Annotated in this window: 6 protein-coding genes; 2 read left to right on the top strand and 4 right to left on the bottom strand. The window is 66.5% G+C overall.

What is annotated here, in order from left to right; translation table 11 throughout:
- The 3 genes from ACREPD_RS11860 to typA all read right to left on the bottom strand — a co-directional run.
- Nucleotides 1–1,210 (bottom strand): amidase (locus ACREPD_RS11860; protein WP_431599523.1); only part of this gene is annotated, 1,210 nt, incomplete at its 3' end.
- A 77-nt stretch (nucleotides 1,211–1,287) separates the two neighbouring features.
- Nucleotides 1,288–1,773, bottom strand: a complete 486-nt coding sequence (locus ACREPD_RS11855) for a DUF2127 domain-containing protein (protein WP_431599520.1) — start codon at nucleotides 1,771–1,773, stop codon at nucleotides 1,288–1,290.
- A gap of 12 nt (nucleotides 1,774–1,785) precedes the next feature.
- Entirely contained in the window at nucleotides 1,786–3,633 is a 1,848-nt protein-coding gene (typA, locus tag ACREPD_RS11850) for a translational GTPase TypA (protein ID WP_431599519.1), read from the bottom strand.
- A gap of 246 nt (nucleotides 3,634–3,879) precedes the next feature.
- Between typA and ACREPD_RS11845 the strand changes: the two genes are divergently transcribed.
- Nucleotides 3,880–4,371, top strand: a complete 492-nt coding sequence (locus ACREPD_RS11845) for a peptidylprolyl isomerase (RefSeq protein ID WP_431599518.1) — start codon at nucleotides 3,880–3,882, stop codon at nucleotides 4,369–4,371.
- 114 nt (nucleotides 4,372–4,485) lie between these two features.
- On the top strand, nucleotides 4,486–5,472 hold the full coding sequence (locus ACREPD_RS11840) for a malate dehydrogenase (RefSeq protein WP_038690241.1): 987 nt from the start codon (nucleotides 4,486–4,488) through the stop codon (nucleotides 5,470–5,472).
- 79 nt (nucleotides 5,473–5,551) lie between these two features.
- Here ACREPD_RS11840 and ACREPD_RS11835 read toward each other — a convergent pair whose 3' ends face one another.
- The gene (locus tag ACREPD_RS11835) at nucleotides 5,552–6,433 is read right to left on the bottom strand and encodes an AraC family transcriptional regulator N-terminal domain-containing protein (protein ID WP_431599517.1); all 882 of its coding nucleotides are present in this window, start codon (nucleotides 6,431–6,433) and stop codon (nucleotides 5,552–5,554) included.
- Between the last annotated feature and the right edge of the window lie 57 nt (nucleotides 6,434–6,490).

Here is a 6,490-nt window from a genome sequence, read left to right as displayed (position 1 = left end):
GGGCAGCCGCCTCCATGCGATCCTGGCCGAACAGCACCAGTTCCTTGTCCGCATGGTCGCGATTGAAGGCGATGATTGCGTCCACGTCGCGCACCGGCGCCTTGTGGGTGGTCAGGTAGCGCTGCAGGCCGGCCTTGAATTCATGCAGCAGCACGGTCTGCTCGGCGTCCTCCCACTGGTCCTGGGTGGGCAGGGTGACCGGCACCACCACCGCGCCGGCATCGCGCAGCACCCCGAGGGCGTGCTCGAGGGCGGGCGCGACGCCGGGCTGCTGGTCGAGCGGCCCGTGCAGCACGCCGATGCGGGCCCCGCGCAGGCCGTTCGGGTTGAGCCGCGCGGTGTAGTCGTACACCGCGCGGCCGGGCATTGTGGCGGTGGCCGGGTCGGCGGCGTCGCGGCCGGCCATGGCGGTCAGCAGCGCCGCCGCATCGGCCACGCTGCGCGCCATCGGGCCGGCCGTGTCCTGGCTGAAGGAGATCGGGATGATGCCCTCGCGGCTGACCAGCCCCACCGTTGGCTTGAGTCCGACCACGCCGTTCACGGCCGCCGGGCAGACGATGCTGCCGTCGGTCTCGGTGCCCACCGCGGCGGCGGCCAGGTTGGCGGCCACGGCCACCGCGCTGCCGCTGCTGGAGCCGCAGGGCGAGTGGCTGAGCCGATAGGGATTACGGGTCTGCCCGCCGCGTGCGCTCCAGCCGGATACCGACTGGCTGGAGCGGAAATTGGCCCATTCGCTGAGGTTGGTCTTGCCCAGGATCACGGCCCCGGCCGCGCGCAGGCGGGTGACCAGGAAGGCGTCGTCCGGGCGGAACCTGGCCAGTGCCAGCGAGCCGCCACTGGTGCTCATCGGGCGCGCGCCGATGTTGTCCTTGATCAGCAGCGGGATGCCATGCAGCGGCCCGCGCAGCTGGCCACGGCGGCGCTCGGCGTCCAGCGCGGCGGCGTCCTTCAGGGCGTCCGGGTTGAGTTCGATCACCGCGTTCAGGCGCGGCCCGGCGCGGTCCAGGTGGGCGATCCGTTCCAGGTAGGCGCGGGTCAGGGTGACGCTGTCCAGCTCGCCGGCGGCCATCTGCGCCTGCAGGGCGCTGATATCCGTTTCGGCATAGACGAAGGGGGTGTCGCGCGGGTCGGCCGGCGCCGCGGCATGTGCCTGGCTCAGCAGCGGCACAGGCGATTGCGCGCAGCCCGCGAGCGCGATGGCGATCACCATCGATGTCAGTGGCACGCGCATGAAAGTGTTCCCGAAACCGGTGCTCAGGCTAACCAGCGCCATGCACCCTTGGCAACTCAGGCGGTTGGATCGACGGGGCGGGTGCGCTTGCGGATGTCACGGGCGAGCACGCCGACCACGATGAGATTGATCACCAGCACCGACCACGAGGCCCAGCCGGGGTGGCGGATGATGGCGTAGATGTCGAACGGCAGGTAGATGCCGGCGGTGACGCAGCCCAGCCAGGAAGCCCAGGCCTTGGCGCGCCAGAGGCCCCAGGCCTCGAAAAGATGCAGGATGCCGTAGGCGACCATCGCCGCGGCGGCGAGGTGGACGGCATCGGGGCTGATCATGTTGAGCAGCGAAGGCAGCGTGCCGTGATCCGGGTCCAGACTGAAACGCCGGATCAGGGCATTGACCGCATCGCGCAGTGGCTGCGGGCCGAGCATTTCCAGCCCGGTCGCAGCCAACAGCGCCAGAACCGCCTTGCTGGCTTCCAGCAAGGCGATCAGGTGGAGCCCCGGATGCTTGTGAGGATCCGGGTTGTAGGGGGTGTCGGTCACGAAGGTGTCCGATCAGCCGCCGCGCGACGCCTTCTTGCGGTCGCTCTCGGTCAGCCCCTTCTTGCGAAGGCGGATTTCCTTCGGGGTGATCTCGACCAGCTCGTCGTCTTCGATGAAGTCCAGGGCCTGTTCCAGCGAGTACTTGATCGCCGGGGTCAGCTGGATCGCATCGTCCTTGCCCGAAGCGCGCATGTTGGTCAGCGGCTTGGTCTTGATCGCGTTGACGGTCAGATCGTTGTCCTTGGAGTGGATGCCGATCAGCTGACCTTCGTACACGTTGTCGCCTTCAGCAGCGAACAGCTTGCCGCGTTCCTGCAGCGGCCCCAGCGAGTAGGCGGGGGTGGCGCCCGGCGCGTTGGCGATCATCACGCCGTTCTGGCGCTTGGCGATGGCGCCCTGTTCCTTCGGGCCGTAATGGTCGAACACGTGGAACAGCAGGCCCGAACCCTGGGTCAGGGTCTTGAACTCGTTCTGGAAGCCGATCAGGCCACGGGCCGGGATCTGGTATTCCAGGCGCACACGGCCCTTGCCGTCCGGCTCCATGTTCTTCAGCTGGCCCTTGCGGGTGCCCAGCTTTTCCATGACGCCGCCCTGGTGCTGTTCTTCGATGTCCACCACCAGCTGCTCGATCGGCTCCATGGCCTGGCCGTCGATCTGCTTGATGATGACTTCCGGGCGCGACACAGCCAGCTCGTAGCCTTCACGACGCATGTTCTCGATCAGCACCGACAGGTGCAGTTCGCCACGGCCGGAGACCAGGAACTTGTCGGCGTCTTCCAGCTGCTCGACCTTCAGGGCCACGTTGTGGACCTGCTCGCGGTCCAGACGGTCCTTGATCTGGCGGCTGGTCAGGAACTTGCCACCGGACAGGTCCTTGTTGCCGGCGAACGGCGAGTTGTTGACCTGGAAGGTCATCGAGATCGTCGGTTCATCGACGGTCAGCGCCGGCAGTGCTTCCGGGGTGTCCGGGTGGCACAGGGTGTCGGAGATGGTCAATTCCTGGATGCCCGAGATGGCGACGATGTCGCCGGCTTCGGCGGTGTCCTGCTCGATGCGCTCCAGGCCCAGGAAGCCCAGCACCTGCGCGACCTTGCCGTTGCGCTTCTTGCCTTCACGGTCGATCACCGCGACCTGCATGTTCTTCTTCAGGGTGCCGCGCTGGATGCGGCCGATGCCGATCACGCCCACGAAGTTGTTGTAGTCCAGCTGGCTGATGCGCATCTGGAACGGACCGTCCGGGTCCACTTCCGGCTTCGGCGCGTGCTGCATGATCGCTTCGTACAGCGGGGTCATGTCGCCGTCGCGCACGCTGTCTTCCAGGCCGGCATAGCCGTTCAGGGCCGAGGCGTAGACGATCGGGAAGTCGAGCTGCTCATTGGTGGCGCCGAGCTTGTCGAACAGGTCGAACACCTGGTCGATCACCCAATCCGGACGCGAGCCCGGGCGGTCGACCTTGTTGACCACGACGATCGGCTTGAAGCCCATCGCGAAGGCCTTCTGGGTGACGAAGCGGGTCTGCGGCATCGGGCCGTCCATGGCGTCAACCAGGATCAGCACGGTGTCCACCATCGACAGCACGCGCTCCACTTCGCCGCCGAAGTCGGCGTGTCCGGGGGTGTCGACGATGTTGATGCGGTTCTTGACGCCGGTGCGCTTGTCTTCCCAGGTGATGGCCGTGTTCTTGGCCAGGATCGTGATGCCACGCTCCTTTTCCTGATCATTGCTGTCCATGACGCGTTCAGCGAGCACGGTGCGCTCGGAAAGCGTGCCGGACTGCTTGAGCAGCTGGTCGACAAGGGTGGTCTTACCGTGGTCGACGTGGGCGACGATGGCGATGTTGCGAAGATTTTCGATAGACATGCGAAAGGGGGCCAGTCGGCGCCGGATTTGGAAAAAGAAGTCCAACATTATACGGCTTCCATGACCAAACGCGAAAACTACCTTCGGCGTATTCAGGTAATGCCGGCCGGCGCCCGGCACACGGGTACCTGAGGGCCGGCCAACGGCCGGTGCTACCGGGGCCTTTGCGACCATGGTCAGGCAGGCCCAAAACGCACCCGGGTGTATCATTGCGGGCTGACAACAACCCGAATACCAAGGATCCCCATGTCCCTCATCGCCACCTTCGACACCACCCAGGGCCCGATCAAGGTCGAGCTGTTCGCCGACAAGGCGCCCAAGACCGTCGCCAACTTCGTGAATCTGGTCAAGAAGGGCTTCTATGACGGCCTGATCTTCCACCGCGTGATCCCGGACTTCATGATCCAGGGCGGCTGCCCGAAGGGCCAGGGCACCGGCGGCCCGGGCTACAAGTTCGAGGACGAGAAGAACGGCGTGAAGCACCAGATCGGCTCGCTGTCCATGGCCAATGCCGGCCCGAACACCAACGGCAGCCAGTTCTTCATCACCCACATCAAGACCGACTGGCTGGACGGCAAGCACACCGTGTTCGGCCAGGTGCTGGACGGCCAGGCCATCGTGGACTCGGTCAAGCAGGGCGACGTGATCCACTCCATCACCCTGGAAGGCGACACCGACGCCGTGCTGTCCGCGCAGGCCGACCAGGTCGCCGAGTGGAACAAGATCCTTTCGGCCTGATCCTTTCCAGCGGCCTCCCATGACGGGAGGCCGTTTCGCGTTTACGGCCGCCCCGCCAGGTCTTTCCCCGCCCGGTGGCCACTCCCACACAGCTTCTTAGCAGAGGAAATCCCCATGAAAGCACCTGTTCGTGTTGCCGTGACCGGCGCCGCCGGCCAGATCGGCTACGCCCTGCTGTTCCGCATCGCCTCCGGCGAAATGCTGGGCAAGGACCAGCCGGTCATCCTGCAGCTGCTCGAGCTGCCGGTCGACAAGGCCCAGGCCGCCCTGCGCGGCGTGATGATGGAACTGGAAGACTGCGCGTTCCCGCTGCTGGCCGGCATGGTCGGTACCGATGACGCCGAAGTGGCATTCAAGGATGCCGACATCGCCCTGCTGGTCGGCGCGCGTCCGCGCGGCCCGGGCATGGAGCGCAAGGACCTGCTGCTGGAAAACGCCAAGATCTTCACCGCGCAGGGCGCGGCGTTGAACAAGGTCGCCAGCCGCAACGTGAAGGTGCTGGTCGTCGGCAACCCGGCCAACACCAATGCCTACATCGCCATGAAGTCGGCGCCGGACCTGAACCCGCGCAACTTCACCGCCATGCTGCGCCTGGACCACAACCGCGCGCTGAGCCAGCTGTCGTCCAAGCTGGGCAAGTCGGTCGGCGGCATCGAGAAGCTGGTCGTGTGGGGCAACCACAGCCCGACCATGTACCCGGACTACCGTTTCGCCACCGCCGACGGTGCGTCCGTTGCCGATGCGATCAACGACCAGGAATGGAATGCCGGTACCTTCATTCCGACCGTGGGCAAGCGCGGCGCGGCGATCATCGAAGCCCGTGGCTCGTCCTCGGCTGCCTCGGCCGCCAATGCCGCCATCGACCACGTGCGCGACTGGGTGCTGGGCAGCAACGGCAAGTGGGTGACCATGGGCGTGCCGTCTGACGGTTCCTACGGCATCCCGGAAGGCGTGATCTTCGGCTTCGCGGTGACCACCGAAAACGGTGAGTACACCCTGGTCAAGGATCTGCCGGTCGACGACTTCAGCCAGAAGTACATCGACAAGACCCTGGCCGAGCTGGAAGAAGAGCGCAGCGGCGTCGCCCATCTGCTGGGCTGATCCCTTGGATCGGTAGGTACCGACCGTTGGTCGGTACGCATTGAAAAACGCCGGGCTTGCCCGGCGTTTTTTTGTTCCGCTACCCGGCCCGCAACCGCCCCGCATCTTTCGCCGGCGGGGCGCCGAACACGCGCGCGTAGTCGCGGCTGAACTGCGAGGGGCTTTCGTAGCCGACGCGGAAGCCGGCGCTGGCCGCGTCCAGTGCATCGCCCACCATCAACCGGCGTGCCTCCTGCAGGCGCAGCCGGGTGCGGAATTCCAGCGGACTCAGCGTGGTGATCGCCTTGAAGTGCTGGTGGAAGCTGGAGCGGCTCATGCCGGCCACCTCGGCGACCTGTTCGATCCGGCAGGGCTGGTCGAAATTCGTCTTGATCCACGCGATGGCGCGGGCGATCTGGTTGAGCCGGCTGTCGGCCTGCGCGATGTGGCGCAGGATGCCGCCGCCGGGTCCCTGCAGCAGCCGGTACAGCAGTTCGCGCAGCGTCAGCGGCGCCAGTGCGTCGATGTCAGACGGTGCGTCCAGCAGCGCCAGCAGGCGCACCGCGGCGTCCAGCAGTTCCGGGCTGGTGCGGTTGAGCGACAGCCCGCTGGCGGGCGCTGGCGCGCGCATGGGTGCTGCAGGATGCGCGAGGGCGAGCTCGGCCAGCGTGGCCATGTCCAGGTCCAGCTGCAGGCACAGATAGGGCCGGGCAGGACTGGCCTCGATCACCGAGCCCATCACCGGCAGGTCCACCGAAGCAATCAGATAGTGCTGCGGATCGTAACGGTACGAGGTGGCGCCCAGATGCGCCTGTTTGACGCCCTGGCCGACCAGGCACACGGTGGGTTCGTAGATCACCGGCATCGGCAGCGTCGGCGACGCGGCGCGGATCAGCTTCACGCCCGGCAGTGCGACGGCATGCGTCCCGTCGGTCGGCGCGTGGCGGTCAAGCAGGGCAACGAAGGCGTCGAGTCGGTCCATGCCGCCGGATGGTACAGGCCGTCCGGCGCACCGGACGTGCAGGCTGGACGATCGTGC

It is taken from the genome of Stenotrophomonas sp., assembly GCF_050737075.1.
GTDB lineage: Bacteria > Pseudomonadota > Gammaproteobacteria > Xanthomonadales > Xanthomonadaceae > Stenotrophomonas.
This window is presented reverse-complemented; position numbering and strand designations above follow the sequence as displayed.

Bases quoted from the DNA above. Each gene is read 5' to 3' on its own strand.
- typA (WP_431599519.1), bottom strand. From the start codon at position 3,633: ATGTCTATCGAAAATCTTCGCAACATCGCCATCGTCGCCCACGTCGAC.
- ACREPD_RS11845 (WP_431599518.1), top strand. From the start codon at position 3,880: ATGTCCCTCATCGCCACCTTCGACACCACCCAGGGCCCGATCAAGGTC.
- ACREPD_RS11840 (WP_038690241.1), top strand. From the start codon at position 4,486: ATGAAAGCACCTGTTCGTGTTGCCGTGACCGGCGCCGCCGGCCAGATC.
- ACREPD_RS11835 (WP_431599517.1), bottom strand. From the start codon at position 6,433: ATGGACCGACTCGACGCCTTCGTTGCCCTGCTTGACCGCCACGCGCCG.